23 protein-coding genes are annotated in these 26,464 nt (G+C 60.2%); 1 reads left to right on the top strand and 22 read right to left on the bottom strand.

The features are described 5' to 3' along the window. Positions 1-12: 12 nt before the first annotated feature. The 7 genes from PspS04_RS05465 to PspS04_RS05435 all read right to left on the bottom strand — a co-directional run bounded on the left by PspS04_RS05465 (position 13) and on the right by PspS04_RS05435 (position 6,114). The gene (locus tag PspS04_RS05465) at positions 13-870 is read right to left on the bottom strand and encodes a peptidoglycan DD-metalloendopeptidase family protein (RefSeq protein WP_095166837.1); all 858 of its coding nucleotides are present in this window, start codon (positions 868-870) and stop codon (positions 13-15) included. A gap of 211 nt (positions 871-1,081) precedes the next feature. Further along, the gene (locus PspS04_RS05460) at positions 1,082-1,717 is read right to left on the bottom strand and encodes a protein-L-isoaspartate(D-aspartate) O-methyltransferase (protein ID WP_174244610.1); all 636 of its coding nucleotides are present in this window, start codon (positions 1,715-1,717) and stop codon (positions 1,082-1,084) included. A 41-nt stretch (positions 1,718-1,758) separates the two neighbouring features. Continuing rightward, positions 1,759-2,508, bottom strand: coding sequence for a 5'/3'-nucleotidase SurE (gene surE, locus PspS04_RS05455; protein ID WP_159994049.1), 750 nt, complete (start codon positions 2,506-2,508; stop codon positions 1,759-1,761). Next, positions 2,496-3,554, bottom strand: a complete 1,059-nt coding sequence (truD, locus tag PspS04_RS05450; RefSeq protein WP_159994047.1) for a tRNA pseudouridine(13) synthase TruD — start codon at positions 3,552-3,554, stop codon at positions 2,496-2,498. The genes surE and truD overlap by 13 nt, the downstream gene beginning before the upstream one ends. Next, positions 3,551-4,024, bottom strand: coding sequence for a 2-C-methyl-D-erythritol 2,4-cyclodiphosphate synthase (gene ispF, locus PspS04_RS05445; protein WP_095166830.1), 474 nt, complete (start codon positions 4,022-4,024; stop codon positions 3,551-3,553). Before ispF ends, truD begins: the two co-directional genes overlap by 4 nt. Before the next feature lie 42 nt (positions 4,025-4,066). Beyond that, positions 4,067-4,912, bottom strand: coding sequence for an S-formylglutathione hydrolase (gene fghA / locus PspS04_RS05440; RefSeq protein WP_095166828.1), 846 nt, complete (start codon positions 4,910-4,912; stop codon positions 4,067-4,069). An 89-nt stretch (positions 4,913-5,001) separates the two neighbouring features. After that, a complete protein-coding gene (locus PspS04_RS05435; protein WP_159994045.1) occupies positions 5,002-6,114 on the bottom strand; it encodes an S-(hydroxymethyl)glutathione dehydrogenase/class III alcohol dehydrogenase in 1,113 nt (370 codons plus the stop codon). A gap of 106 nt (positions 6,115-6,220) precedes the next feature. Here PspS04_RS05435 and PspS04_RS05430 point away from each other — a divergent pair, with 106 nt between their 5' ends. Beyond that, the gene (locus PspS04_RS05430) at positions 6,221-7,117 is read left to right on the top strand and encodes a LysR substrate-binding domain-containing protein (protein ID WP_095166824.1); all 897 of its coding nucleotides are present in this window, start codon (positions 6,221-6,223) and stop codon (positions 7,115-7,117) included. A gap of 73 nt (positions 7,118-7,190) precedes the next feature. Here the strand turns inward: PspS04_RS05430 and ispD are convergent, their stop codons facing one another. The 15 genes from ispD to rseP all read right to left on the bottom strand — a co-directional run bounded on the left by ispD (position 7,191) and on the right by rseP (position 26,439). Continuing rightward, positions 7,191-7,904: a 2-C-methyl-D-erythritol 4-phosphate cytidylyltransferase gene (gene ispD / locus PspS04_RS05425; protein WP_159994043.1), complete on the bottom strand. Its 714-nt coding sequence runs from the start codon at positions 7,902-7,904 to the stop codon at positions 7,191-7,193. Next, positions 7,901-8,179 (bottom strand): cell division protein FtsB, encoded by a 279-nt coding sequence (gene ftsB / locus PspS04_RS05420; RefSeq protein WP_027619031.1) that lies wholly within the window; start codon positions 8,177-8,179, stop codon positions 7,901-7,903. The genes ispD and ftsB overlap by 4 nt, the downstream gene beginning before the upstream one ends. 170 nt (positions 8,180-8,349) lie before the next feature. Beyond that, entirely contained in the window at positions 8,350-9,639 is a 1,290-nt protein-coding gene (gene eno / locus PspS04_RS05415; RefSeq protein WP_095166820.1) for a phosphopyruvate hydratase, read from the bottom strand. 242 nt (positions 9,640-9,881) lie between these two features. Next, positions 9,882-11,513, bottom strand: a complete 1,632-nt coding sequence (locus PspS04_RS05410) for a CTP synthase (protein ID WP_095166818.1) — start codon at positions 11,511-11,513, stop codon at positions 9,882-9,884. 274 nt (positions 11,514-11,787) lie between these two features. Beyond that, positions 11,788-13,113, bottom strand: coding sequence for a tRNA lysidine(34) synthetase TilS (tilS, locus tag PspS04_RS05405; protein ID WP_159994041.1), 1,326 nt, complete (start codon positions 13,111-13,113; stop codon positions 11,788-11,790). Between the two features lie 126 nt (positions 13,114-13,239). Continuing rightward, positions 13,240-14,187 (bottom strand): acetyl-CoA carboxylase carboxyltransferase subunit alpha, encoded by a 948-nt coding sequence (locus tag PspS04_RS05400; protein WP_095166814.1) that lies wholly within the window; start codon positions 14,185-14,187, stop codon positions 13,240-13,242. Between the two features lie 140 nt (positions 14,188-14,327). Next, a complete protein-coding gene (gene dnaE, locus PspS04_RS05395) occupies positions 14,328-17,849 on the bottom strand; it encodes a DNA polymerase III subunit alpha (RefSeq protein ID WP_159994039.1) in 3,522 nt (1,173 codons plus the stop codon). Positions 17,850-17,922: 73 nt separating this feature from the next. Further along, the gene (rnhB, locus tag PspS04_RS05390) at positions 17,923-18,549 is read right to left on the bottom strand and encodes a ribonuclease HII (RefSeq protein ID WP_159998740.1); all 627 of its coding nucleotides are present in this window, start codon (positions 18,547-18,549) and stop codon (positions 17,923-17,925) included. Between the two features lie 11 nt (positions 18,550-18,560). Next, complete coding sequence (gene lpxB, locus PspS04_RS05385; protein WP_095166808.1) at positions 18,561-19,691, bottom strand: lipid-A-disaccharide synthase; 1,131 nt, start codon at positions 19,689-19,691, stop codon at positions 18,561-18,563. Between the two features lie 2 nt (positions 19,692-19,693). Beyond that, a complete protein-coding gene (gene lpxA, locus PspS04_RS05380; protein ID WP_095166805.1) occupies positions 19,694-20,470 on the bottom strand; it encodes an acyl-ACP--UDP-N-acetylglucosamine O-acyltransferase in 777 nt (258 codons plus the stop codon). Continuing rightward, complete coding sequence (gene fabZ, locus PspS04_RS05375; RefSeq protein ID WP_027619040.1) at positions 20,467-20,907, bottom strand: 3-hydroxyacyl-ACP dehydratase FabZ; 441 nt, start codon at positions 20,905-20,907, stop codon at positions 20,467-20,469. The genes lpxA and fabZ overlap by 4 nt, the downstream gene beginning before the upstream one ends. A gap of 108 nt (positions 20,908-21,015) precedes the next feature. Then, the gene (lpxD, locus tag PspS04_RS05370; protein WP_095166803.1) at positions 21,016-22,071 is read right to left on the bottom strand and encodes a UDP-3-O-(3-hydroxymyristoyl)glucosamine N-acyltransferase; all 1,056 of its coding nucleotides are present in this window, start codon (positions 22,069-22,071) and stop codon (positions 21,016-21,018) included. Between the two features lie 3 nt (positions 22,072-22,074). Then, a complete protein-coding gene (locus PspS04_RS05365; RefSeq protein WP_095166801.1) occupies positions 22,075-22,578 on the bottom strand; it encodes an OmpH family outer membrane protein in 504 nt (167 codons plus the stop codon). A 45-nt stretch (positions 22,579-22,623) separates the two neighbouring features. After that, positions 22,624-25,014, bottom strand: coding sequence for an outer membrane protein assembly factor BamA (gene bamA, locus PspS04_RS05360; RefSeq protein ID WP_159994037.1), 2,391 nt, complete (start codon positions 25,012-25,014; stop codon positions 22,624-22,626). Positions 25,015-25,086: 72 nt separating this feature from the next. Continuing rightward, positions 25,087-26,439: a sigma E protease regulator RseP gene (rseP, locus tag PspS04_RS05355; RefSeq protein WP_095166797.1), complete on the bottom strand. Its 1,353-nt coding sequence runs from the start codon at positions 26,437-26,439 to the stop codon at positions 25,087-25,089. Positions 26,440-26,464 lie beyond the last annotated feature (25 nt).

Genomic DNA, 26,464 nt, shown 5'->3' with positions numbered 1-26,464 from the left:
GCTGGTAACAAATCAACGACGTGGCAGGAATTGCAGCGGATCTACTGGCTTACCTTGTCGGCGAATCTCAAAATGCAGTTTCACCCGGTCCGTACCCGTTGACCCCATTTCGGCAATTGTCTGCCCAACCTTGACCTGCTGCCCCTCCCGAACCAACAGCCTGCGGTTGTGACCGTAGGCACTGACGTAGGTATCGCTGTGTTTGATAATGACCAATTCACCGTAGCCCCGCAAGCCACTCCCGGCGTAAACGACAGTCCCATCAGACGCAGCTAAAACAGGCTGTCCCAAATCTCCTGCGATATCAATTCCTTTATTCAAACTACCGTTTGAAGAGAATTTTCCAATAAGAATGCCATTAGATGGCCAACCCCATCCTGTGGGAGCGGGCCCCGCTGGAGGCAATGGCGCCGGCGCGGGCTTGCTGGCAGTAGACGGTGCAGCAGTGGCCGTACTGGTGCCGGTCGCCGAAGCCGGACGGCGAGTAACCGTGAATTTTCCGGAAGACGAAGAGTTGGTGGTGGAGGACGTTACGACCGGGGTCGGCGTTGAACCCGAGCGCCCATCGAAGCGAATCGTCTGACCCGGATGTATCGTATAAGGCGTAGGAATGTTGTTGCGCGCGGCGAGGGCTTTGTAGTCCCAGCCGTAGCGGAAAGCGATTGAAAACAAGGTATCGCCGCGACGGACTACGTACTGGCCGGTGGTAACGGCAGGACGCTGGGCGGCCGTGCTGTTGCGATCGACAACCCGCACGTCACTCGACTTGGTGCTGGAGCAACCGACCAGCAATGAGCTCAAGACAAGGCCAGTCACCAGGCACTGAAAGCTTTTTGTACCAATACGCTGCGCAATGACTTTGAGACTCACCCGCCGCTCCCTTTCTGGTGGCTGAAAATAGTAGATGCCTGGTTCAGGCATGAAGTGTCGCAAGTATAACTGGCCGCTGGCGCATTACCGTCGGCAAAACGAAATCGATACAAGCCTGCGTTTACCGGCTGTAGTACAACGACGTTGAAGCCATCCTTGCCGCTGTAAGACCAAGGTAATCGAAGAGAATTCAGCGCCGTTGAACAAATGCTCAGGCCAATGGCCCGTTAAGCAACGGGACGAAGCGCACCGAGCCCAGGACACGCCTGGAAAACCCCTGTTCCTCGCGGATGATCAGCAACAATTGTTGAACCTCGCCTGACCCAACCGGAATCACCAGACGCCCTCCTGGCGCCAACTGATCCAGCAATGCCTGGGGCACATCGGTCGCCACCGCCGTGACGATAATGCCGTTGTAAGGTGCCAGTGCCGGCCAGCCTTCCCAACCATCGCCCCAGCGAAACACCACGTTGCGCAGGTTCAATTCCACCAGGCGCTCTTTGGCCCGATCCTGCAGGACCTTGATCCGCTCGACCGAAAACACCCGCTCCACCAGTTGCGACAACACGGCCGTCTGATAGCCGGAACCGGTACCGATCTCCATGACCTTGTCCAACGGCCCCGCCTCTAAAAGCAGCTCGCTCATGCGTGCCACCATATAAGGCTGGGAAATGGTCTGGTTGTGGCCAATCGGCAAGGCCGTGTCTTCGTAGGCTCGGTGGGCCAGCGCTTCATCGACAAACAGATGGCGCGGTGTACGGCGGATCACTTCCAGGACCTGGGCGTTGCTCACGCCTTCTTCATAAAGTCGCTGGATCAAGCGTTCACGGGTCCGCTGGGAAGTCATCCCGATCCCGCGGCGCAGCATATCGTCTTGCTCGCGAGCCATCAGCGCAGCCCCTCCAGCCAGCCATCGAGACTGGCAAAGGCATCATTGAAGGTGCGATCGAGCTGCAGCGGGGTGATGGAGACATACCCCTGCATGACGGCATGGAAATCCGTACCCGGCCCACCATCTTCCGCATCGCCGGCCGCAGCAATCCAGTAGCCGGACTTGCCGCGTGGGTCGACCACCTTGGTCGGTGCCGCAGCGCGTGCCCGGTGTCCCAGGCGGGTCAGTTGAATGCCCCGGATGTGGTCCAGCGGCAGGTTCGGAATGTTCACGTTCAACACCGTGCGCGGCGGCAGATTCAGCTCGGCATGAGCTTCCACCAGTTTGCGCGCAAAGTAGGCGGCTGTCGGCAAATTATCCACCTGCCGCGAGACCAGGGAAAACGCAAAGGACGGCTTGGCGAGGAAGCGCCCTTCGAGTGCCGCCGCCACCGTACCGGAATACAGCACGTCGTCCCCCAGGTTGGCACCCAGGTTGATCCCGGAAACCACCATGTCCGGCTCGCGCTCGAGCAAGCCGTTGAGGCCCAGGTGCACACAATCGGTCGGCGTGCCATTCAGGCTGATAAAGCCGTTGGCCAGGGTTTGCGGGTGCAGCGGACGGTCCAGCGTCAGCGAACTGCTGGCGCCGCTCTTGTCCTGGTCCGGGGCGATAACCACGCACTCGGTGTAATCCGCCAGCGCAGCATAAAGCGCGGCGAGACCGGGTGCGGTTACCCCGTCGTCGTTAGAAATCAGAATACGCATGGGCTGTCCGTCTGCCCCACCGGCACCAGATCAACGAGTTCACGCACCAATACGGTGGCGAAGCATCCGGCCGGCAGGACGAATTCCAGTTGCAGAATGTCCAGCGAAGGATAATGCCACGTCAACCCGCCAATGGGCAGCCGCAGGATGCGTCGTTCATGGCTCATTCCGGCGTTTACCAGCCAATCGCGCAGGTCCGCTTCGTTCGTGGCGATCCGTTGCTCCAGCTCATGAGTCGCACCAGCGGCAGGTGAATCGCCCTCGCCCCATTGCGGCCCGGTCGGATGCAGGTCGAGGATCGCCAGGCGCGGGTCACTGCACTCCGCTTCGCCAGCCGGGAAAAAGCTGCGGCTGTCGGTGAAGGCCAGTAAGTCGCCAACCTGAGCGCGCTGCCAACTACCGTCGGCAACACGCGCCGCCAGCACCTGATTGAACAGAAAGCTACGGGCGGTGGACAGCAACCGCGAACGCACATTGCGCTGCTCCGGCAAGGCCTTGCGTGCCGCCCAGGCACGCGCGTCCATCACGTTGCCACCGTCATGGCCGAAACGTTGTGCACCGAAGTAATTGGGAATGCCCTGCTTGGCGATCAGTTGCAGACGCGCTTCGAGCGCCTCTTTGTCACCGGCGAACTGGGTCAGGCGCAAGGTAAAACCGTTGGCCGAATGCGCGCCCCGTTGCAGCTTGCGCTTGTGCCGGGCGGTCTTGAGAATTTTCAGGGTGTCGTTTTCAGCCGCCGACAAATCCGGATCGGCCTTGCCCGGTAATTGCACGCTGAACCACTGTCGGGTCAGCGCTTGACGATCCTTCAGGCCGGCATAGCTGACGGTGCGCAAGGGCACGCCGGCGGCCTTGGCGATGCGTCGTGCCGCTTCCTCGGTGTTCAGGCCGCGCTTTTCCACCCAGATCCACAGGTGCTCACCATCGCCAGTCAGCGGAATATCGAGCACTTCATCGACCTGGAAATCTTCCGCGATGGCTTTCAGTACGGCGCTGCCGAGGGGTTCGCCGTAGGCACGCGGGCCGAGCAATTGCGCTTCGTTCATGGGCGCAGCAACAAGGCAACGGAATGCACGGCAATGCCTTCTTCGCGACCGACAAAGCCGAGTTTTTCGGTGGTGGTAGCTTTCACGTTCACTTGATCCAGTTCAACTTGAAGATCGGCGGCAATCAGCGCGCGCATCGCTTCGATATGGGGAGCCATTTTCGGCGCCTGGGCGACGATGGTGTTGTCGACGTTGCCGACTTTCCAGCCCTTGGCGTGAATCAGCGCAACGACATGACGCAACAGCACACGGCTGTCAGCACCCTTGAACTGGGGGTCGGTATCGGGGAAGTGTTTACCGATATCGCCCAGTGCCGCAGCACCCAGCAAGGCATCGCTCAACGCGTGCAACAATACGTCGCCGTCGGAGTGGGCGAGCAGCCCGAAGCTGTGTGCAATCCGCACGCCGCCCAGAGTGATGAAATCGCCTTCAGCAAAACGGTGCACATCGTAGCCGTGGCCAATACGCATAAAAAAACGCCCTGATTGAGTCAGGGCGTGATTCTACCTGCTTTAGGCGCCTAGGGCGTGCGCGTGATGCCGTAAGTGGTCATCGATGAAGCTGGCGATGAAGAAATAGCTGTGGTCGTAGCCCGGTTGCAGGCGCAAGGTCAGCGGATGGCCGGCGAGTTTGGCTGCCTGCTGCAAGGCTTCAGGTTTGAGTTGGGTGGCGAGGAAGTCGTCCCGATCACCCTGGTCGACCAGCAGTGGCAGCTGTTCGCTGGCTTCGCTGATCAGCACCGTAGCATCCCACTCTCGCCACTTCGAACGCTCTTCACCCAGATAGCGCGAAAACGCCTTCTGACCCCACGGGCAATCCATTGGGTTGTTGATCGGCGCGAACGCCGAGACCGACTGGTAACGCCCCGGGTTACGCAGTGCGCATACCAGCGCACCGTGGCCCCCCATGGAGTGACCGCTGACGCCGCGTTTGTCCGAGGCCGGGAAATGCGCCTCGACCAATGCCGGTAATTCCTGCACCACGTAGTCGTGCATCCGATAGTGTTTGGCCCAGGGTTGCTGGGTGGCATTCACGTAAAACCCGGCCCCCAGGCCAAAGTCCCAGGCGCCCTCAGGGTCCCCCGGCACATCGGCACCACGCGGACTGGTGTCCGGCGCCACGATGATCAAGCCAAGCTCGGCCGCCAGGCGCATGGCACCAGCCTTGTGCATGAAGTTCTCATCGGTGCAGGTCAGACCCGACAACCAATACAGCACCGGCAACTTGCCACCCTGCTCCGCCTGGGGTGGCAGGTACACGGCAAACACCATGTCGCACCCCAGCACTTGGGAGTGATGTCTGTAGCGTTTGTGCCAGCCACCGAAGCTCTTCTGGCATGAGATGTTTTCCAGGCTCATGGGAGTACTCCCAGCTTCAAGCCGCAAGCTGCGAACCGCAAGAGAGGGACACCCGCTTGCCGCTTACAGCTTGTAGCTTGGCGCTGCGCTTAAAAGTGGATGACGGTGCGAATGCTCTTGCCTTCATGCATCAGGTCAAAAGCCTTGTTGATGTCTTCCAGGCCCATGGTGTGGGTGATGAAAGTGTCCAGTGGAATCTCGCCGGTCTGGGCCATTTCCACATAGCTTGGCAATTCGCTGCGACCGCGCACCCCACCAAAGGCCGACCCGCGCCATACGCGCCCGGTGACCAACTGGAACGGACGGGTGGCGATTTCCTGGCCAGCACCGGCCACGCCGATGATCACCGACTCGCCCCAGCCTTTGTGGCAGCATTCCAGTGCCGCACGCATCAATTGGACATTGCCGATGCACTCAAAGGAAAAGTCCACGCCGCCATCGGTCATGTCGACAATGACCTCCTGGATCGGACGGTCGAAATCTTTCGGATTCACACAATCGGTGGCGCCCAACTGCTTGGCGATCTCGAACTTGCCCGGGTTGATGTCGATCGCAATGATGCGCGCGGCCTTGGCCTTGACCGCACCGATCACGGCCGACAGGCCGATGCCGCCCAGGCCAAAGATGGCCACGGTATCGCCCGGCTTGACCTTGGCAGTGTTGATCACCGCACCAATCCCGGTGGTCACGCCGCAGCCCAGCAGGCAGACCTTTTCCAGCGGCGCCTCTTTAGGAATCTTGGCCACGGAAATTTCCGGCAGCACGGTGTACTCGGAGAAAGTCGAGGTCCCCATGTAGTGGAAAATCGGCTGGCCTTTGTAGGAAAAGCGAGTAGTGCCGTCCGGCATCAGGCCCTTGCCCTGGGTCGCTCGGATCGCCTGGCAGAGGTTGGTCTTGCCCGACTTGCAGAATTTGCACTGGCCGCATTCCGGGGTGTAGAGCGGAATCACATGATCGCCCACGGCCACCGAGGTCACGCCCTCGCCAATGGCTTCGACAACCGCGCCACCTTCGTGACCGAGGATCGACGGGAAGATGCCTTCCGGATCGGCACCCGACAAGGTGTAGGCGTCGGTGTGGCAAACGCCGGAGGCGACCACGCGCAACAGCACTTCACCGGCCTTGGGCATGGCGACATCGACCTCAACGATCTCCAGGGGTTTCTTGGCCTCGAAGGCAACGGCAGCGCGCGACTTGATCATCCTGACTCTCCAGCGAATTAAAACGAGACCGGGAGTGTAATACACGGCCATCCGATGAATAATCGAGACAAATGCAAAATATTATTGCCATACAGGGATAATCAGAATGTCCGAGAACCGCTGGGAAGGCATCGACGAGTTCGTCGCCGTCGCCGAATGCAGCCAGTTCACCGCCGCCGCTGAACGCCTGGGAGTCTCTTCCTCGCACGTCAGTCGACAAATCGTACGCCTGGAAGAACGCCTGCAAACCCGCCTGCTCTACCGCAGCACGCGCCGGGTGACCCTCACCGAGGCTGGACAAACCTTCCTGCAACATTGCCAACGGCTGCAGGACGGACGCGAAGAGGCCTTGCGCGCCGTCGGCGACCTGACCAGCGAACCCAAGGGCATGCTGCGCATGACCTGTGCCGTGGCGTACGGCGAGCGCTTCATCGTGCCGCTGGTGACCGGCTTCATGGGGCTTTACCCGCAGCTGCGGGTCGACATCGAACTGAGTAACCGCCCCTTGGACCTGGTCCACGAAGGCCTCGACCTGGCCATTCGCCTTGGCCGCCTGCAGGACTCGCGCCTGGTGGCCACCCGCCTGGCACCACGGCGCATGTACCTGTGCGCCTCCCCCTCCTACCTCGAGCGTTATGGACGCCCCCATAGCCTGTCGGAACTGAGCCGGCACAACTGCCTCATCGGCAGTTCGGACCTTTGGCAACTGGAACAAAACGGCCGCGAGTTTTCCCAGCGAGTCCAAGGCAACTGGCGCTGCAACAGCGGGCAAGCCGTCCTGGATGCCGCGCTCCAGGGCGTTGGCCTGTGCCAACTCCCGGACTACTACGTGCTGGAACACCTGACCAGTGGCGCCCTGGTCTCGCTTCTCGACGCCCACCAGCCACCGAACACCGCGGTCTGGGCGTTGTACCCACAGCAACGACATCTGTCGCCGAAGGTGCGCAAATTGGTCGATTTTCTTAAGGAAGGGTTGGCAAAACGGCCGGAGTACAGCAGCTAGCCTGCTGCCGATACCCATTACTCAACGGGATGAGGACTGAATCTTCGAGCGCTGCCTCCGGCAGCCCCGACACCTACAGCCCCCCGCGCTGCCCCCAACGCAACCGCAACCACTCAAGATCCTCAGGCCGCGTCACCTTGAGGTTATCCGCCCGCCCCTCGATCAAGCGCGGCGCCTGCCCCGACCACTCCATCGCCGAAGCCTCGTCAGTGATCGTGACATCCGCCACCAGACTATCGGCCAACGCCCGATGCAGGGCCCCCAGGCGAAACATCTGCGGCGTATACGCCTGCCAGATCAAACTCCGGTCAACGGTCTCAAGCACCCGGCCGTGTTTGTCCGCCCGCTTGAGGGTGTCACGCGCCGGCACGGCCAGCAGCCCACCCACCGGATCATCCGCCAGCTGGGACAGCAGCTTGTCGAGATCATCACGAGTCAGGTTCGGCCGTGCCGCATCATGGACCAACACCCAATCCTCATCGCCAGCCCCCTGCGCATGCAGGTGCAACAAGGCATTGAGTACCGACCCCGAACGCTCTTCGCCACCGTCCACCCGCTGAATGCGCGGGTCGGCAGCGCAGGCCAGGTTCGGCCAATAAGGATCATCGATCGCCAGACTGACCACCAACCCCTTCAAGGCCGGGTGATCAAGGAAACAGCCAAGGCTGTGTTCAAGAATTGTGCGTCCGCCCAATTGCAGATACTGCTTGGGACGGTCGGCTGCCATACGGGCACCGACACCCGCGGCAGGAATCACGGCCCAGAAGGCCGGCAAGCTATTCATCATTGAGCCAGCTGGTAAAGGGTTTCACCGTCCTTGACCATGCCCAACTCATGGCGAGCCCGCTCTTCAACGGTCTCCATGCCTTTTTTCAGCTCCATCACTTCGGCGTCCATCACCCGGTTGCGCTCCAGCAGCGTCTGGTTTTCAGCCTGCTGATCGGCAATTTGCTGAGTCAGGTCGGCCACCTGTGCCAGGCTGCCGTTTCCCACCCACAGGCGGTACTGCAACCCCCCCAGGAGCAAGAGCAAGACAAGAAACAACCAATAGGGACTGCGCATCGAATATCAGGTATCCACTGAAAAAAAACAGCCATGCCAACACTTTGAAGCGTCTGATAGCACGAAGCCTGGAAGAACCAGGCTCGTACTCTAAGGCATCAGACTAGTGGCAAAAAACCCGCTAATGCGATTTTTTCGACACAATCCGGTGTCTTTTTACTCCACCAAGCTTAGCCGCGGAATTCGCTGCGGCCGTTGTACTTGGCTTTGCCACCCAATTGCTCTTCGATACGCAGCAGTTGGTTGTACTTGGAAACGCGGTCGGAACGGCACAGCGAACCGGTCTTGATCTGGCCTGCCGAAGTGCCCACAGCCAGGTCGGCAATGGTCGAATCTTCGGTTTCGCCGGAGCGGTGCGAGATCACGGCAGTGTAGCCAGCGGCCTTGGCCATCTGGATCGCTTCCAGGGTCTCGGTCAGGGTGCCGATCTGGTTGAACTTGATCAGGATCGAGTTGGCGATCTTTTTATCGATGCCTTCTTTCAGGATCTTGGTGTTGGTCACGAACAGGTCGTCGCCCACCAGTTGGGTCTTCTCGCCGATCTTGTCGGTGAGGATCTTCCAGCCAGCCCAGTCGGACTCGTCCAGGCCGTCTTCGATCGAGATGATCGGATAACGCTCGGTCAGGCCTTTGAGGTAGTCAGCGAAACCTTCAGCGGTGAACACCTGGCCTTCGCCGGACAGGTTGTACTTGCCGTCTTCGTAGAATTCGCTCGCCGCGCAGTCCAGTGCCAGGGTCACGTCGGTGCCCAGGGTGTAACCGGCGTTGGCTACGGCTTCGGAGATGACTTTCAAAGCGTCTTCGTTGGAAGCCAGGTTTGGTGCGAAACCACCTTCGTCACCCACTGCAGTGCTCAGGCCACGGGCCTTCAGTACAGCCTTGAGGTGATGGAAAATCTCGGTGCCCATGCGCAGGCCTTCCGAGAAAGACTTGGCGCCAACCGGCTGCACCATGAATTCCTGGATGTCGACGTTGTTATCAGCGTGCTCGCCACCGTTGATGATGTTCATCATCGGCACCGGCATCGAGTAGACACCCGGGGTACCGTTCAGGTTAGCGATGTGGGCGTACAGCGGCAGGTCCTGATCGTGGGCTGCTGCCTTGGCCGCAGCCAGGGAGACGGCGAGGATCGCGTTGGCGCCCAGGCTGCCTTTGTTCTCGGTACCGTCGAGCTCGATCATGATGCGGTCGAGGGCTTTCTGGTCAACCGGGTCTTTACCCAGCAGCGCGGTGCGAATCGGGCCATTGATGTTGGCTACGGCCTTGAGCACACCTTTGCCCAGGTAACGGCTCTTGTCGCCATCACGCAGCTCGAGCGCTTCACGCGAGCCAGTGGAAGCACCGGACGGCGCGCAAGCGCTGCCGATGATGCCGTTATCGAGAAGCACGTCCGCTTCGACGGTGGGGTTGCCACGGGAGTCGAGAACTTCACGACCTTTGATGTCGACGATTTTTGCCATTGTTGTAAACACTCCAAAGTTGACGAAAACGCTGTATACCGATCGATTTATAACTTGTGGGTCACATTACTGTTTGTCGACGCTGACAATCCAGCGCCAACAAGACGCAGAAACCCAGGTAACGCGGCTTCTGCGTTGGAAAACTTTCAGCCAATCATCCAGCAACGGCCAGCGGCGTAATCGCGGCAACCCACGGGCCTTGGCAGCCCATGGGTCACATCGCGAATTCACGCCTTGGCGCGTCAGGCTTTTTTCTGGTGCTGAGTCAATGCTGCCTTGACGAAACCGCTGAACAGCGGGTGGCCGTCACGCGGAGTCGAGGTGAACTCCGGGTGGAACTGGCAAGCGACGAACCATGGATGATCCGGTGCTTCAACCACTTCAACCAGGGCGCCATCGCCGGAACGACCGGAGATTTTCAGGCCGGCTTCGATCAGCTGTGGCAGCAGATTGTTGTTCACTTCATAGCGATGACGATGACGCTCGACGATCACGTCCTTGGCATAGCAATCGTGAACCAGCGAGCCGGCTTCCAGCAGGCAGTCCTGGGCACCCAGACGCATGGTGCCGCCCAGATCGGAGGACTCGGTGCGGGTTTCAACAGCGCCGGTGGCATCTTCCCACTCGGTGATCAGGCCCACGACCGGGTGACCGCTGGCGCGATCGAACTCGGTGGAGTTGGCGTCTTTCCAGCCCAGCACGTTACGGGCGAACTCGATGACCGCCACTTGCATGCCCAGGCAGATACCCAGGTACGGCACTTTGTTTTCGCGAGCGTACTGCACGGCGGTGATCTTGCCTTCCACGCCACGCAGGCCAAAACCGCCTGGTACCAGGATCGCATCGACACCTTCGAGCAGCGCAGTGCCCTGGTTCTCGATGTCTTCGGAGTCGATGTAGCGCAAGTTGACCTTGGTCCGGTTGCTGATGCCGGCGTGGCTCATCGCTTCGATCAGCGACTTGTACGCGTCCAGCAACTCCATGTACTTGCCGACCATGGCGATGGTGACTTCGTGTTCCGGGTTCAGCTTGGCATCGACCACCGCTTCCCACTCGGACAGGTCGGCGCTATCGCATTGCAGGCCAAAACGCTCGACGACAAAATCATCCAGGCCCTGGGAGTGCAGGATGCCCGGGATCTTGTAGATGGTGTCGGCGTCTTCCAGGGCAATCACCGCACGTTCTTCAACGTTGGTGAACTGCGCGATCTTGCGACGCGAAGACAGGTCGATCGGGTGATCGGAACGGCAGACCAGCACGTCCGGCTGCAGGCCGATGGAACGCAGTTCCTTGACCGAATGCTGGGTTGGCTTGGTCTTGGTTTCGCCTGCGGTGGCGATGTACGGTACCAGCGTCAGGTGCATCAGCATCGCGCGCTTGGCGCCGACTTCGAAACGCAGTTGACGGATGGCTTCCAGGAACGGTTGCGACTCGATGTCACCCACGGTGCCACCGATCTCGACCATCGCCACGTCAGCGTCGCCAGCACCCTTGATGATGCGGCGCTTGATTTCGTCGGTGATGTGCGGGATCACCTGGATGGTTGCACCCAGGTAATCACCACGGCGCTCTTTGCGCAGCACGTGCTCGTAGACACGGCCAGTGGTGAAGTTGTTGTTCTGGGTCATGGTCGTGCGGATGAACCGCTCGTAGTGGCCCAGGTCCAGGTCGGTCTCGGCGCCGTCGTGAGTGACGAACACTTCACCGTGCTGGAACGGGCTCATGGTGCCCGGGTCGACGTTGATGTACGGGTCCAGCTTGAGCATGGTGACCTTAAGTCCCCGCGCCTCCAGGATGGCCGCCAATGATGCCGATGCAATGCCTTTCCCCAATGAAGAAACAACACCGCCCGTGACGAATATGTAGCGCGTCATGAAAAACCCTAGAAGTCTGCGTTAAAGCGGTCAGTGCCGCCGGGGAAAGCGAAGGAAGGCCGAAGCCCCCGATCACCTGCATTAATTACAGTGCATCTTTCAAAAAAACCGCCGCGTTGGGACAGACCGGTAGATGAATCACCAGTAGGTTGCTCGCTACACATTTTTTGGAATCGCCCAGCAAAGACTGCTTGGTAATCGGCAACTCCTGCAATTCAGGCGAATCCACAGAAGTTGTATCAAGAAGGGAGCGTAGTCTACCGGAAAGCCCCTTTCAGCTCAAACCTTGATCGTTGATTACTGGCTGCCATCGTAAAACCAGGTTTGCCCCCGCACTGACGTCCAGCCCGGGCAGGTTGGCCACGGCGATCAGTTGCTCATCGCAGTACAGCAGCGGCAATCTGCCACGGGCAAACAACGGCACCTGACGCTCATTGAGCAAGCGCTTGAGGTCACGGTGGCCACGACCGGGCAACTGCATGATTTCCCCGCCCTGGCGGTAGCGCACACTGAGCAGGCCTTGCGGGGCCTCACCCGCCAGGCTGAGCCGGCCATTGCCGGGCAGTGCCAGTTCAACTGATGGATCAGCCCAGGGCACAGTACCCGTGAGCGCGGGCAGCCCCGCGCCGGACAACCACCAGACCCGCCCATTGGCCCGATGCAGCTCGCCATCTGCCAGGCGCCAGATCGGCCGGGCATCCGCCGCGGCATCCCGCAGGCTGTCCCAACCCGACCAATGGTCAGTGTCTGGCAGCCGAGTCAGCGTTGCCAACCAATGCCCCAAGGCGTTGCGCTGGCGAGCCGCGGACAGCCCGGCCAGCACCGCCAGGTCCAGCGACGGTTGCCCCAGCCAGGCAAATTCATGGGCAGTGGCAGCCCGGGCCAGGTCCATCTGGGCCAACTCATCAAGCAAGCCCTGAGCCTCGCGCAGATGGCCGGCACTGCGGGCCAGGGTGGCGGCAGCCTGGGGCCAGCGGCAACTGAGCACGGGGAAAACCTGCTGGCGCAGGTAATTGCGGGAAAACTGCTGGTCGCCGTTCGAGGGGTCCTCGACCCAGCGCAACTGATGCGCCCGGGCGTACGCCTCAAGCTCGGCCCGTGGCACATCCAACAATGGCCGCACCAGACTCCCGCGTCCCAAGGCACGATGGCCCGGCATTGCCGACAAGCCCCTGACCCCCGCCCCCCTTAACAGACGAAACATCAGGGTCTCAGCCTGATCGTCGCGGTGCTGGGCAGTCAGCAACAGCTCACCGGCCTCAGTCACCTGGATAAAGGCGGCATAACGCGCCTCGCGGGCGGCTCGCTCCAGGCTGGCACCCGCCTGGACCTGCACCCGAATCACCGCCAGCGGCACGCCCAACTCGTCACACACGGCCTGACAATGCTGCGGCCATGCATCAGCCGCAGCCTGCAGGCCGTGATGCACGTGGACAGCTTGGAGTTTTGGCAGGTCCTGGCTTTGAGCCAGTTGCGCCAGGAGGTGCAGCAGCACGGTGGAGTCAAGGCCACCGGAGAAGGCGATACGCCAGGTCGGCGCGTTGCGCCAGGGGGTCAGGTTCAACAGCAGTCTTGCAGATAGATCCGTGAGCTGGCGCATAACGATCACTTCGCACACATCAAAGGTGGGAGCGAGCCTGCTCGCGAAAAAAGCCAGCCAACACTGAGGTTGACTGTAGCTCCGTCATCGCGAGCAGGCTCGCTCCTACAATGATCTCGCGTCAGATCACAGACCGTAGCTCATCAGGCGCTCGTAACGGCGGGCCAGCAGCGCATCGTTGTCGAATTTCTTGAGCATCTGCAGTTGCGCGACCAGTTCGCCACGGATCGAGGCAGCCGCAGCGGCTGGATCACGGTGGGCGCCGCCCAATGGTTCGCCGATCACTTTATCGACGATACCCAGGCCCTTGAGGCGCTCGGCGGTGATGCCCATCGCTTCGGCAGCATCCGGGGCCTTTTCCGCGGTTTTCCACAGGATCGAGGCACACCCTTCCGGCGAGATCACCGCGTAGGTCGAATACTGCAGCATGTTCAACTGATCGCAGACACCAATGGCCAGTGCACCACCGGAACCACCCTCACCGATCACGGTGGCGATGATTGGGGTTTTCAGGCGGGACATGACGCGCAGGTTCCAGGCAATGGCTTCGCTCTGGTTGCGCTCTTCGGCGTCGATCCCCGGGTACGCGCCCGGCGTGTCGATGAAGGTCAGGATCGGCATCTTGAAGCGTTCAGCCATTTCCATCAGGCGGCACGCCTTGCGGTAGCCTTCCGGGCGCGGCATGCCGAAGTTGCGGCGAACCTTCTCGCGCACTTCACGGCCTTTCTGGTGACCGATCACCATTACTGGCTGGTCGTCCAGACGGGCTACACCGCCGACAATCGCCGCGTCATCGGAAAAGTGACGGTCGCCGTGCAGCTCATCGAACTCGGTGAAGATGTGCTGGATGTAGTCCAGGGTGTAGGGACGACGCGGATGACGCGCCAGACGAGCGATCTGCCAGCTGGTCAGCTTGCCGAAGATGTCTTCGGTCAGCGTGCTGCTCTTGTCCTGCAGGCGCGAGATCTCATCGCCGATATTCAGCGAATTGTCATTACCGACCAAGCGCAACTCTTCGATCTTGGCTTGCAGGTCGGCGATCGGCTGTTCGAAATCTAGAAAATTCGGGTTCATAGGCGTCCGTCTTGGGTCGACGTCCAAGTGAGCTTGGGTCGGCCGGTTGTCTATTCGCGCCCTACCTTAAGGGACAGGCGCGTTCAGGTCGAGATTAAAAATTCGGGTCATGGCCAGGGCGCTTCAAGGGCCCCTGACCGTCAACGGTATTGGAGGAAGACGTTGTCTCGCCCGAACTGGTCACGCAGGGCTTGAATCAAGCTGTCTGCCGGATCGATTCGCCAGGTCTCGCCAAATTGCAGCAAGGCCTTCGCATCGTGGCTGGTGTACTCCATGGTGATGGGGCAGGCGCCACGATGACGCTTGAACAACTCCCCCAGCCAGCGCAACTGATCGCCCTTGAGGTCCTGGGTCTGCACCTTCAGGCGCAGGCTTTCGGCCAGGTTGGTGCGCGCATCTTCCATGCTCATCACCCGCTTGACCCGTAGCCGCAGGCCACCGGAGAAGTCGTCATTGCTGACTTCGCCCTCGACCACCACCATCGCGTCGGTTTGCAGCAGCGACTGCGCGGAATGGAACGCCTCGGCGAACAGCGACGCCTCGATCCGACCCGAACGGTCGTCGAGGGTGATAAAGCCCATCTTGTCGCCCTTTTTGTTCTTCATCACTCGCAGGGCGATGATCATGCCGGCGACAGTCTGGGTGTCGCGAGCCGGCTTCAGGTCGATGATGCGCTGGCGGGCAAAACGGCGGATTTCACCTTCATATTCGTCAATCGGGTGACCGGTCAGGTACAGCCCCAGGGTGTCTTTTTCACCCTTCAGGCGTTCCTTGAGCGTCAGCTCTTTGGCTTTGCGGTGATTGGCGTAGACGTCGGCGTCTTCTTCGACAAACAGCCCGCCGAAGAGGTCGGCGTGCCCGCTGTCGTGGGTCCGCGCCGTCTGCTCGGCCGCCTTGATCGCCTCTTCCATGGCCGTCAGCAGCACCGCGCGGTTACGGTCGATGTTGGCTTGGTAGGCTTTGGTCTCATCAAAGAAGTACGGACCCAGGCGGTCCAGCGCGCCGCTGCGGATCAGGCCGTCGAGGGTGCGCTTGTTGATTCGCTTGAGGTCGACCCGCGCGCAGAAATCGAACAGGTCCTGGAACGGCCCATCCTGACGCGCCTCGGTAATCGCCTCGACCGGCCCCTCGCCCACGCCCTTGATCGCGCCCAGGCCGTAGATGATCCGGCCCTCCTCGTTCACCGTGAACTTGAACTCCGAAGTGTTCACGTCCGGCGCGTCGAGACGCAGCTTCATGGTCCGCACTTCCTCGATCAAGGTCACGACCTTGTCGGTGTTGTGCATATCTGCCGAGAGTACCGCGGCCATGAACGGCGCCGGGTAGTGGGCTTTCAGCCAGGCCGTCTGGTAAGACACCAGGCCGTAGGCGGCGGAGTGGGATTTGTTGAAGCCGTAACCGGCGAATTTCTCCACCAGATCGAAGATGTTACCCGCAAGGTCAGCGTCGATATTGTTGGTCGCGCAACCTTCGATGAAACCGCCACGTTGCTTGGCCATCTCTTCGGGTTTTTTCTTACCCATGGCCCGACGCAGCATGTCCGCACCGCCGAGGGTGTAGCCGGCCATGACCTGGGCGATCTGCATCACCTGTTCTTGATACAGGATGATGCCGTAGGTCGGTGCCAGTACGGGCTTGAGGCCCTCGTACTGGTAGTCGGAGTGCGGGTACGCCAGCTCGGCGCGACCGTGCTTACGGTTGATAAAGTCGTCCACCATGCCCGATTGCAACGGGCCGGGACGGAACAGGGCCACCAGTGCGATCAAGTCTTCCAGGCAGTCGGGCTTGAGCTTTTTGATCAGCTCCTTCATGCCGCGCGACTCGAGCTGGAACACCGCGGTGGTCTCGGCCTTTTGCAGCAAGCTGTAGGTCGGCTTGTCGTCCAGCGGGATAAAGGCGATATCCAGCGGCGGCTCATCGACCTTGGCACGGTCGCGGTTGATGGTTTTCAGCGCCCAGTCGATGATCGTCAGGGTCCGCAGACCGAGGAAGTCGAACTTCACCAGGCCGGCCGCCTCGACGTCATCCTTGTCGAACTGGGTGACCAGGCCGCCACCCTCTTCATCGCAATAGATCGGCGAGAAGTCGGTCAGCTTGGTGGGTGCGATCACCACACCACCGGCGTGCTTGCCGACGTTACGCACAACACCTTCGAGTTTGCGCGCCATCTCCCAGATTTCCGCCGCCTCTTCATCGACCTTGATGAAGTCGCGCAGGATCTCTTCCTGCTCGTAGGCTTTTTCCAGGGTCATGCCGACTTCGAAGGGAATCATCTTCGACAGGCGATCCGCCAGGCCGTAGGACTTGCCCTGGACCCGCGCCACGTCGCGCACCACCGCCTTGGCGGCCATGGAGCCGAAGGTGATGATCTGGCTAACCGCGTTGCGCCCGTATTTCTCGGCCACGTACTCGATGACCCGGTCACGACCGTCCATGCAGAAGTCGACGTCGAAGTCGGGCATGGAGACCCGTTCCGGGTTGAGGAAACGTTCGAACAGCAGGTCGTATTCCAGCGGGTCGAGGTCGGTGATTTTCTGTACATAGGCCACCAGCGAGCCGGCACCCGACCCCCGGCCCGGCCCCACCGGAACCCCGTTGCTCTTGGCCCACTGGATAAAGTCCATCACGATCAGGAAGTAACCGGGGAACCCCATCTGGATAATGATATCCAGCTCGAAATTCAGCCGGTCAACGTAGACCTGGCGCTTGGCCTCGTAGTCCTCGGTGGTGTCCTTGGGCAGCAGCACGCTCAAGCGCTCTTCAAGCCCGTCGAAGGACACCTTGCGGAAATACTCGTCGATGGTCATGCCATCGGGAATCGGGAAGTTGGGCAGGAAGTGCTTGCCCAGTTTTACATCGATATTGCAGCGCTTGGCGATCTCGACCGTGTTCTGCACGGCATCGGGCAAGTCGCTGAACAGCTCGAGCATTTCCTCGGCACTTTTGAGGTATTGCTGGTCGCTGTAGTTCTTCGAGCGCCGGGGATCGTCGAGCGCCCGGCCTTCACCGATGCACACCCGGGTTTCGTGGGCGGCGAAGTCTTCCTGCTTGATGAATCGCACGTCGTTGGTAGCCACCAGCGGCGCGCCGATCTTGTCGGCCAGGGCCACGGCTGCGTGCAGTTGCTCTTCATCGTTGGGACGGTTGGTACGCTGAATTTCCAGGTAAAAACGGTCCGGGAACACCGCCATCCACTCGCGAGCCAGGGTTTCGGCTTCGTCCGGGTTGCCGCCGAGCAGGGCCATGCCGATCTCGCCCTCCTTGGCTGCCGAGAGCATGATCAAGCCTTCGTTGGCCTCTGCCACCCATTCGCGCTCGATGATGACCTGGCCATTGCGCTGGCCATCAATGAAGCCGCGGGAAATCAGCTCGGTGAGATTGCGATAACCGACCGCATTCATCGCCAGGAAGCTGATCCGGCTCAACGCGTTGTCCGGGTCCTTGTTCGACAGCCACAGGTCGGCGCCGCAGATCGGCTTGATCCCCGCACCCATGGAGGTTTTGTAGAACTTGACCAGGGAACACATGTTGTTCTGGTCGGTGACCGCTACGGCCGGCATGTTCATGCCGACCAGGGTCTTGACCAGCGGCTTGATCCGCACCAGACCGTCGACCAGGGAGTATTCAGTGTGCAGGCGTAGGTGAACGAATGAAGCCGGCATAGTGATCCTGCTAATAACGTGGAGACAACAAGGCCCGGATTGTACCGGGCCTTGGCAAAAACATCAGCTTGGACTAGCGCTCAAGCAGCCCTTCGCGAGCCTCGTAAGCCTGCCGCACCGGCGCGAACGAACGCCGGTGAATCGGGGTCGGGCCCAGGCGCGCCAGGGCTTCCAGGTGCACGGGAGTCGGATAACCTTTGTGGCCGCCGATGCCATACCCCGGGTAAATCAATTCAAAGGCGGCCATTTCGCGGTCGCGGCTGACTTTGGCCAGGATCGACGCGGCGGCAATCGCCGGGACCTTGCTATCGCCCTTGACCACCGCTTCCGCCGGCATGGCCAGCTTGGGGCAGCGGTTACCGTCGATCATCGCCAGTTTTGGCTGGATGTGCAGGCCTTCGACGGCGCGCTGCATCGCCAGCATGGTGGCATGGAGAATGTTCAACTCGTCGATTTCTTCGATTTCAGCGCGAGCGATACACCAGCTCAGGGCTTTCTCACAGATTTCGTCGTAGAGCTTTTCGCGACGGGCCTCAGTGAGCTTCTTCGAGTCATTGAGGCCGAGGATCGGGCGCAGCGGATCGAGGATCACCGCCGCCGTCACCACCGCGCCACAGAGTGGACCGCGCCCTACTTCATCGACTCCGGCGACCAGCTCTTCAGCATCCGCGACAAGGTTGAAATCCAGGCCCATTTGCATCTTTACCGTACTCATTGTGGTGCGCCGATCAAATTGAGGACCGCGTCAGCAGCCTGGTTCGAGGCATCGCGGCGCAGGGTCCGGTGGATCTGGTCAAAACCGATGGTTTGCTCTTCGCCGCCATCGATCAGCGGCGACAGGGTCAGCGCCAACGCCTCGGGCGTCGCATCGTCCTGCAGCAACTCGGGCACCAGCAGACGCTGGGCCAGCAAGTTCGGCAAGGAGATGTAGGGGCTTTTCACCATGCGCTTGAGAATCCAGTAGGTCAGTGGCGCCAGGCGATAGGCCACGACCATCGGCCGCTTGTACAACAAAGCCTCCAGCGTCGCAGTACCCGAGGCGATCAGGACCGCGTCGCAGGCGGCCAGCGCCAGGTGCGAGCGCCCGTCCAGCAGGGTGACCGGCAAATCACGGCCAGCCAGCAGCTCTTCGAGCTGCACCCGCCGCTCAGGGTTGGCACACGGGATGACAAACCGCACCCCGGGGCGCATGGCCCGCAACCGCTGGGCGGCATCGAGGAACAAGCCGCCCAGGCGCCCGACTTCACCGCCCCGGCTGCCCGGCATCAGGGCGACCAGAGGGCCGTCCGGCAGGCCCAGCTCGGCGCGCGCTGCGGCGCGGTCGGCTTCCAGCGGAATGGCATCGGCCAGGGTGTGGCCGACAAACCGCACCGGCACGCCTTTCTCTTCGTAGAACCGGGCTTCGAACGGCAGCAGCGTGAGCATCAAGTCGCAGCCTTCGCGGATCTTCAGCACACGCTTCTGCCGCCAGGCCCAGACCGAAGGGCTGACGTAGTGCACGGTCTTGATCCCGGCCTGGCGCAGCTTGAGTTCGATATTGAGGGTGAAATCTGGCGCATCGATACCGATAAACACGTCCGGCTTTTCGGCGATCAAGGTCTTGATCAACTTCTTGCGCCGAGCCAACAGTTCACGCAAGCGCCCCAGGACTTCCACCAACCCCATGACCGACAAGCGCTCCATGGGAAAATAGGACGTCAGGCCTTCAGCCTGCATGAGCGGGCCACCGACACCGATGAACTCGACCGCTGGGTGGCGAGCCTTGAGCGCACGCATCAAGCCCGCGCCCAGGATGTCGCCGGAAGCTTCGCCCGCCACCAGCGCTATACGCAGATTAGCCATGGTTAGCGGGTGATGCCGCGGGTCGAAGACTGGATCGAGTCACGGAACACTGCAACTTCCGGAAACTGCGCCGAAGGCTCGACCAGCTCAGCCAATGCCTGCTCCACGGTCAAGCCCTGGCGGTAGACCACTTTGTAGGCGCGACGCAGGGCATGGATAGCTTCTTCGCTGAACCCACGACGGCGCATGCCCTCGAAGTTCATGCTACGCGCTTCGGCCGGGTTGCCGAACACCGTGACATAGGCCGGCACATCCTTGCCGATGGCCGTGCCCATGCCGGAGAAGCTGTGGGCACCAATGTGGCAATACTGATGAACCAGGGTGAATCCGGAGAGGATCGCCCAGTCGGCCACGTGTACATGCCCGGCCAACGCCGTGTTGTTGACCAGGATGCAGTGGTTGCCGATGACGCTGTCGTGGCCGATGTGGGCATAGGCCATGATCAGGTTGTGATCGCCCAGGGTGGTTTCCGAACGATCCTGGATGGTCCCACGGTGAATCGTCACCCCTTCACGGATAACGTTGTGGTCACCGATCACCAGCCGCGTCTCTTCCCCCTTGTACTTCAGGTCAGGGGTGTCCTCACCGATCGAGGAGAACTGGTAGATGCGGTTGTGCTTGCCAATCCGGGTCGGCCCCTTGAGCACAACGTGCGGGCCGATCACTGTTCCCTCGCCGATTTCCACACCTGCGCCGACGATCGACCAAGGGCCGACCTCAACGCCCTCAGCCAGTACGGCTGTCGGATCGATGATTGCGCGAGGGTCAATCAAACTCATACTTTTTGTTCCGCACAGATGATCTCGGCCGAGCACACGGGCTTGCCATCCACCGAAGCCTGGCATTCAAACTTCCAGATCTTGCGCTTGCAGCTGATGAAGGTGGCTTCGAGGATCAACTGGTCGCCCGGCTTGACCGGCTGACGGAAGCGTAGCTTGTCGGAGCCGACAAAGTAGTAAAGCGTGCCATCGGCAGGCTTGACGTCGAGCATTTTGAAACCAAGGATTCCGGCAGCCTGGGCCATCGCTTCGATGATCAATACGCCCGGCATGATTGGATGCGCGGGGAAGTGACCGTTGAAGAACGGCTCGTTGATGCTGACATTCTTGTAGGCACGAATGCGCTTTTCCTCAACATTGAGGTCCACTACGCGGTCCACGAGCAGGAACGGGTAACGGTGAGGCAGGTATTCGCGAATCTCGTTGATGTCCATCATTTCGGGGGGAAGCCTATGTAAAGATTGGGAACGCGCGACTAATGCACGCTCCTCTAGCAAATCAAGGAGGCAGTCTAACGGCTGTGCACGCTTGATATGGAAATGGTATCAGCCATCTGATGAAGCATTACCACCAGGGGTCACTTCACCTACCTGCTTTTCCAGCTGGCGCAGGCGTCGCGCGATGTCATCGAGCTGACGGATGCGTGCCGCACTTTTGCGCCACTCGGCGGCCGGCTGCATGGCCGTACCGGAAGAATAGGCGCCCGGCTCGGTAATCGAGTGGGTGACCATGGTCATTCCGGTCAGGAATACGTTGTCGCAGATCTCGATGTGCCCCACCAGCCCGACACCGCCGGCCAGCATGCAATGCTTGCCGATCTTGGTGCTGCCGGAAATGCCTACGCACGCAGCCATGGCGGTGTGATCACCGACCTGCACGTTGTGCGCGATCTGAATCTGGTTGTCCAGCTTCACCCCATTGCCGAGGATGGTGTCAGCCAAGGCGCCACGGTCGATAGCGGTATTCACGCCAATCTCCACGTCATCACCGACCAGCACCCCACCGACCTGGGCAATTTTCTGCCAGATGCCCTTTTCGTTGGCGAAACCAAACCCTTCACCGCCGAGCACCGCACCGGACTGAATGACCACCCGCTTGCCAATGCGCACGTCGTGGTACAGCGTCACTCGCGGGGCCAACCAGCCACCTTCACCGATCTCGCTACGGGCACCGATGAAGCAATGGGCGCCGACCGTGACACCGGCAGCAATCCGGGCACCGCTCTCGATCACCGCAAACGCACCGATGCTCGCCGCCGGGTCAACCACCGCGTCCGCCGCGATGACTGCCGTCGGATGGATACCGGCAGCCGCCTTGGGCTTGGGATCGAACAGGTGGGACACCCGCGCGTACGCCGCGTAAGGATCCGGCACCACCAGCGCATCACCGGCAAAACCTTCGGCGTCAGCGGCCTTCAGCAACACGGCTGCGGCATGGCTGTCGGCCAGGTATTTACGGTATTGGGGGTTTGCCAGAAAGCTCAACTGAGCTGGGCCAGCCTCTTGTAAAGTGGCTAGCCCAGTAATTGTCTTCTCTGGGTCACCACACAATGTGGCGCCCAGGAACTCGGCCAATTGGCCGAGGGTTTTAGTCGCTGTCATGGATTACTTCAGCTGATTCATGCGCTCGATAACCTGGCGGGTGATGTCGTATTGCGGCTTGACATCAATCACTGCGCCACGCTCGAAGACCAGGTCAAAAGCACCTTTCTTGATGACTTCTTCCACAGCGCTGTCCAGTTTCGGCTTGAGCTGCTTGAGCATTTCACGGTCGGCAACGGCCTTGGCTTCGTTCAATTCCTTGGACTGGAACTGGAAGTCGCGGGCCTTTTGCTTGAATTCAAGCTCCAGACGCTCACGCTCGCCCTGGGCCATTTTGTCGCCACCGCTGACCAGACGATCCTGGATGCCTTTGGCACTGCTTTCCAGGGTCTTGAGCTTGCTCAGTTGTGGGCCGAACTTCTTCTCGGCGTCCACTGCGTACTTCTTCGCCGCGTCGGATTCCAGCAGCGCCATCTGGTAGTTCAGTACCGCGATTTTCATGTCGGCAAATGCCGGGGTCGCTACCAGGACAGTTGCCAGGAGAACCAATTGAGTCAACTTACGCACGATGCACTCCTACAAAATCCATTGTCGTTGTCTTGGGGCAGACGCTTAGAACGTCTGACCGAGGGAAAATTGGAACACTTGGGTTTCAGCGTTATCCGGTTCTTTCACCGGCATGGCCAGAGCAAAGCTCAAAGGACCCAATGCGGTAACCCAGGTCACACCAATACCCACGGAACTGGCCAGGTTGCTGAGGCTGACGTCGTTGCACTGTGTGTTCGAGTACGAATCAGGCGCGGTGTTCTTGGTCTGCTCGCACTTGGAGTCAAACACGTTACCGACATCCCAGAACACGGAAGTACGCAGTGAACGTTGATCCTTGACGAATGGCAGCGGGAACAACAGCTCGGCACCACCCTGAATCAGGACGTTACCACCAAACGGCAACGGATCGTCGTCCGGATCGGCAACTGTGCCTTGGTTACCCGTCTTGCCTACACCACGACTCGGAGTACTGCGAGGACCCAAGGTACTGTCCTTGAAGCCACGAACCGAGTTGAAACCACCAGCATAGTAGTTTTCGTAGAATGGCAAGCCATCCGTCGAGCCGTAGCCGTCACCGTAGCCCAGCTCGGTGTGCAGGCGCAGGGTGTAGTTATCGGTCAATGGCTGGAACAACTGGCCACGGTAGTCGAGCTTGAAGAACGACAGGTCGCTGCCCGGCACCGTGGTTTCCAGGGTCACGCTCTGGGAGTGACCACGGGTGGCCAATACGCCTTTGTTCAGGGTCGACTCGGACCAACCGGCCGAAGCCTTGAAGTTCAGGTACTGGTCGCCTTCACGGTTAACGAAGTCGAAGATCTCGTCGACGGTGTACTGGCCGGTCTTGATCTTGTCTTGCTGTGCGTTCAGACCAAAGGTCAGGCGCGAGGTCTCGCTGATCGGGTAACCCACGCTGACACCGGCACCCAGGCTGTCCACGGCATAGCTGGAAACGTCGGTATCGAGCTCATCGTAGTCAGTGGTGCGGTAGAAAGCGTTGTAACCCAGGCTCACGCCATCGGCTGTCCAGTAGGGGTCCACGTAACCGAAGTTGTAGCGGCTCTGGTATTCACTGCGGGTCAAACCGATGCTGACCTTGTTACCGGTACCCAGGAAGTTGTTCTGGGTAATCGAACCACCGAGGATCAGGCCGGCGCTCTGGGCAAAACCGACGCTGGCAGTGATGGAACCGGATGCTTGCTCTTCAACGCTGTAGTTGACGTCTACCTGGTCATCGACACCCGGCACGGCCGGCGTCTCGACGTTGACTTCCTTGAAGAAGCCCAGGCGCTCCAGACGGGTCTTGGACTGGTCGATCAAGTAGGTCGAAGCCCAGCCACCTTCCATCTGGCGCATTTCACGACGCAGCACTTCGTCTTCGGACTTGGTGTTGCCACGGAAGTTGATACGGTTCACGTAGGCACGTTTGCCCGGATCGACCACGAAGGTGATATCGACCGTGTGGTCTTCGTCGTGCGGCTGAGGCACGCCGTTGACGTTGGCGAAGGTGTAGCCCTCGTTACCCAGGCGACGGGTGATCAGTTCGGAGGTGGTGGTCATCAGCTTGCGCGAGAACACTTGGCCTTTCTGCACCAGCAACAGCGCCTTGACCTGGTCTTCAGGCACTTTCAGGTCGCCGCTGAGCTTCACGTCACGAACGTTGTACTTCTGGCCTTCGTTGACGTTGACGGTAATGTAGACGTGCTTCTTGTCCGGGGTGATGGACACCTGGGTCGAAGCGATATCCATGTTGATATAGCCGCGGTCCAGGTAGTAGGAGCGCAGGCGCTCGAGGTCACCGGAGAGTTTTTCACGGGCGTACTTGTCATCGTTCTTGAAGAACGACAACCAGTTGGTGGTCTTGAGTTCGAACAGGTCGATCAGGTCGTCGTCGGGGAAAACCGTGTTGCCCACCACGTTGATGTGCTGGATAGCGGCAACGGTGCCTTCGTTGATGTTGACCTTCAGGCCTACGCGGTTGCGCGGCTGGGGGACCACTTCGGTATCAACGGTGGCCGAGTAGCGGCCTTGAGCCACGTACTGGCGCTGCAGTTCGTTACGCACGCCTTCGAGGGTTGCGCGCTGGAAGATTTCGCCTTCAGCCAGACCGGATTGCTTGAGGCCCTTCATCAGGTCTTCAGTGGAGATCGCCTTGTTGCCTTCGATCTCGATACTGGCGACGGAAGGACGCTCGACCACCGTGATGACCAGGACGTTGCCGTCGCGACCCAACTGGATGTCCTGGAAGAAACCGGTTTTGAACAGCGCACGAGTGGATTCGACCAGGCGACGATCATCCGCCTGCTCACCGACGTTCAACGGCAAGGCACCAAAGACGCTACCGGCGGAAACCCGCTGGAGGCCGTTGACGCGAATATCGGAGATAGTGAAGGACTCGGCGTGAACTTCGGCGATCATCAATACGGTGAGAACCGCAGTTAGCAGCAGACGTTTCATGAAGTCCTTTCTTATTCCAACTGGCAATAAAAACTGCCGCAAAATGCGGCAGATTCGCAATTCAGCGAAGCGTTACAGTCGACCCAGATCGTTGACCAAGGCAAGCAACATCACCCCGACCACCAAACTGATACCGATCTGTATCCCCCAACCTTGCACCCGATCCGACAAGGGACGACCACGCGCCCACTCGATCAGATAAAACAACAAATGCCCCCCATCCAGTACAGGAATGGGCAACAAATTCAGAACCCCCAGGCTAATACTCAGATAAGCAAGGAAATTCAGGAAATCAGCGACGCCCGACTGGGCAGAAGCGCCCGCCACTTTAGCAATGGTTATCGGTCCACTCAAGTTTTTTACCGAGAGCTCGCCGAACAACATTTTCTTCAGCGAATCGAGGGTCAGCACACTCATGGTCCAGGTGCGCCGCGCCCCTTCGCCAATGGCCGCTACAGGACCGAAGCTGACCTCACGAATCATCGTTGGTGGCCAATCGACAGCTTTCACCCCCGCCCCCAGGTAACCGGTGGCGGCCTTGCCGTCACCTCGGACCGCCAGGGTCACAGGGACGTCGATTTGAGCACCGTCGCGCTCGACCTGCAGCACAATTTTGGTTTCAGGACGTACACGCACCCAATCGACCACTTGCTGCCAATCCGTCAGCGCCTGGCCATCGAGCTTCAACAGCCGGTCGCCGGTTTTCAGGCCTGCCGCCTGGGCCGGCCCCTTGGGATCGAGCTCAGCCAGGACCGGCGGCAAGGCCGGACGCCATGGACGAATGCCGAGGGAGCGAATCGGATCAGGCTCATCGGCGCCCTTGAGCCACTTGTCCAGAATCAGTTCACGGGGGGTATCGGCAGTGGAACCCTCCTCGCGCACCAACAACTGCACCGCACCACTCTCACCCAGGCGGCGCACCAGTTGCAGATTGACGGCGGCCCAACCGGAAGTGGCCTCACCATCGACGGCGACGATTTCCTGGCCCGGGCTCAAGCCGGCCTTGGCGGCGATACTGCCGATTTCAACTGCGCCAATCACCGGGCGCACCTGCTCGGTACCGAGCATGGCCAGGACCCAGAAGAACACCAGGGCCAGCAGGAAGTTGGCAATAGGGCCGGCAGCAACGATAGCGATACGTTGGCGAACCGACTTGCGATTGAAGGATTGCTCCAATTGATCAGCCGGCACGTCGCCTTCACGCTCATCGAGCATTTTCACGTAGCCACCCAGCGGGATGGCGGCAATCACAAATTCAGTGCCCTGGCGATCGTGCCAGCGTATCAACGGCATGCCGAAGCCTACGGAAAAACGCAGGACCTTGACGCCACAACGACGCGCGACCCAGAAGTGGCCGAATTCATGGAAGGTGACCAGCACACCCAGGGCTACCAGGGTGCCGACAATCATATAGAGCGCGCTCATCTACTTTCTCCGCAATCCTATTCAG

The sequence above is a fragment of the Pseudomonas sp. S04 genome (assembly GCF_009834545.1).
GTDB lineage: Bacteria > Pseudomonadota > Gammaproteobacteria > Pseudomonadales > Pseudomonadaceae > Aquipseudomonas.
The sequence above is the reverse complement of the archived record's forward strand: the minus strand, read 5'-3'. Positions and strand labels throughout refer to the sequence as shown.

Coding starts and splice junctions, on each gene's coding strand:
- PspS04_RS05430 (WP_095166824.1), top strand. CDS start 6,221: ATGTCCGAGAACCGCTGGGAAGGCATCGACGAGTTCGTCGCCGTCGCC.
- ftsB (WP_027619031.1), bottom strand. CDS start 8,179: ATGCGCAGTCCCTATTGGTTGTTTCTTGTCTTGCTCTTGCTCCTGGGG.
- rseP (WP_095166797.1), bottom strand. CDS start 26,439: ATGAGCGCGCTCTATATGATTGTCGGCACCCTGGTAGCCCTGGGTGTG.
- ispD (WP_159994043.1), bottom strand. CDS start 7,904: ATGATGAATAGCTTGCCGGCCTTCTGGGCCGTGATTCCTGCCGCGGGT.
- ispF (WP_095166830.1), bottom strand. CDS start 4,024: ATGCGTATTGGCCACGGCTACGATGTGCACCGTTTTGCTGAAGGCGAT.
- lpxA (WP_095166805.1), bottom strand. CDS start 20,470: ATGAGTTTGATTGACCCTCGCGCAATCATCGATCCGACAGCCGTACTG.
- surE (WP_159994049.1), bottom strand. CDS start 2,508: ATGCGTATTCTGATTTCTAACGACGACGGGGTAACCGCACCCGGTCTC.
- lpxD (WP_095166803.1), bottom strand. CDS start 22,071: ATGACAGCGACTAAAACCCTCGGCCAATTGGCCGAGTTCCTGGGCGCC.
- tilS (WP_159994041.1), bottom strand. CDS start 13,113: ATGCGCCAGCTCACGGATCTATCTGCAAGACTGCTGTTGAACCTGACC.
- fabZ (WP_027619040.1), bottom strand. CDS start 20,907: ATGATGGACATCAACGAGATTCGCGAATACCTGCCTCACCGTTACCCG.
- PspS04_RS05435 (WP_159994045.1), bottom strand. CDS start 6,114: ATGATCAAGTCGCGCGCTGCCGTTGCCTTCGAGGCCAAGAAACCCCTG.
- dnaE (WP_159994039.1), bottom strand. CDS start 17,849: ATGCCGGCTTCATTCGTTCACCTACGCCTGCACACTGAATACTCCCTG.
- bamA (WP_159994037.1), bottom strand. CDS start 25,014: ATGAAACGTCTGCTGCTAACTGCGGTTCTCACCGTATTGATGATCGCC.
- eno (WP_095166820.1), bottom strand. CDS start 9,639: ATGGCAAAAATCGTCGACATCAAAGGTCGTGAAGTTCTCGACTCCCGT.
- rnhB (WP_159998740.1), bottom strand. CDS start 18,549: ATGCAAATGGGCCTGGATTTCAACCTTGTCGCGGATGCTGAAGAGCTG.
- truD (WP_159994047.1), bottom strand. CDS start 3,554: ATGAACGAAGCGCAATTGCTCGGCCCGCGTGCCTACGGCGAACCCCTC.
- PspS04_RS05410 (WP_095166818.1), bottom strand. CDS start 11,513: ATGACGCGCTACATATTCGTCACGGGCGGTGTTGTTTCTTCATTGGGG.
- fghA (WP_095166828.1), bottom strand. CDS start 4,912: ATGAGCCTGGAAAACATCTCATGCCAGAAGAGCTTCGGTGGCTGGCAC.
- lpxB (WP_095166808.1), bottom strand. CDS start 19,691: ATGGCTAATCTGCGTATAGCGCTGGTGGCGGGCGAAGCTTCCGGCGAC.
- PspS04_RS05460 (WP_174244610.1), bottom strand. CDS start 1,717: ATGACTTCCCAGCGGACCCGTGAACGCTTGATCCAGCGACTTTATGAA.
- PspS04_RS05400 (WP_095166814.1), bottom strand. CDS start 14,187: ATGAACCCGAATTTTCTAGATTTCGAACAGCCGATCGCCGACCTGCAA.